Consider the following 1,216-nt stretch of genomic DNA (forward strand, 5'->3'; position numbering starts at 1 on the left):
TAGAGGGCCACAGCATCACGTTTGAACTGTTCGGAGTACCTAGGCATGGTGGTAGATTACCTTTCTTCCCAACCCAACTGGGCTGGATATCAGGTGTCTACCTAACGGGGGTCAGGTCCCATCGAATTTTGTTGCACGTTCGACAACCTCTCCCGTTCGGCCCATTCTTGATCGTGTTCTCGGGTGTGAATTCATGCCCTCGAAGGCAATGTGTCTTACGGGCGTTGTTATGCGTCCCCGCTTTTACCTGATCCAGAATGTTCTCGGACGCTGTTCCCCACGCGAGATTTTCGAGGCGGTTATTCATTGGATTGTTGTCAAGGTGCCTTACCTGCTCTCCCGCCCCCCTTGTCCCCACAAACGCTTCCAATACAAGTTGATGGACGAATCTTGTCCTATTTTGCAAGGACACCGTGAGGTAGCCTCGCCCGTCGTTGGACAACTTCTTCGGCTTGCCCGGTTGGTGGCGCATTCTGCCGTCGACGTAGGGAATTACGCGGTCGACGCTCCGCACTCGTCCGTGGTCGCTTGCCTCGTATACCCCCTCGTATCCGGGGATCGGTTTCCAGATTTCGGGTTGGGTATGGGTAGGCTGGGGTGCAGCCATGATGTTCACTCCTTGACAGTGACATTGTGGTTAGTCCCCCGTTGGTGTTCCCGCACCTGCGGGGGTCGCTTACCTGGCCGATTATACCATGTGAGCTGGGGTTTTACACCTTTTTGTACAGCGCGGGGACGGCATTCGGCGGCCAGTGAGCCGCGCTCGTATGTGCCTGAATTACTTCGTATATGTCCCCTTGGAAGGCGTAACGTTCACCTGGATTCACATTGATGTCTGGCTTCCACTCGTCCACCTTCGGGGTGGCTGGTTCCGTTTCGTCGGCGGGGTTATCCTCCGTAGGCTCGCCCGGCTCCGCGTCTGTCTCCGGCTCGGTCTTGCCTTCCGTAACCTCCACCCAGTAACGCTCGTCAATCCCGGCGCTACCTGGCTCCCACACGTTTAGCTGCGTGCGCGTTCCGTCTAGCACGTCACGCCATGTTTTACCGCCGTGGGTGGCCAGGTCGCCGTAGTAGAAATGAGTTGCCGTATCCAGCGGGTGCCACGCCTTCCACGGGCGCACCTTAGTATCCGCCTTCGCGGGCGGCTTCAGCTTCACGTCCTTCTCCGCCAGCCTCTCCGCCACCTCCGCGACGATCTCTTCCTTCGCCTCACGCG

Annotated in this window: 2 protein-coding genes; both read right to left on the bottom strand. The window is 57.9% G+C overall.

All coding sequences use genetic code 11. The features are described 5' to 3' along the window. Positions 1-97 precede the first annotated feature (97 nt). Complete coding sequence (locus tag MHX52_RS10460) at positions 98-607, bottom strand: NUMOD4 motif-containing HNH endonuclease (protein ID WP_370642253.1); 510 nt, start codon at positions 605-607, stop codon at positions 98-100. Positions 608-710: 103 nt separating this feature from the next. Continuing rightward, on the bottom strand, positions 711-1,216 hold a 506-nt coding region (locus MHX52_RS10310; RefSeq protein WP_239318098.1), incomplete at its 5' end, for a carbohydrate-binding protein.

The sequence above is a fragment of the Corynebacterium sp. ACRQJ genome (assembly GCF_022346045.1).
Lineage (GTDB): Bacteria > Actinomycetota > Actinomycetes > Mycobacteriales > Mycobacteriaceae > Corynebacterium > Corynebacterium evansiae.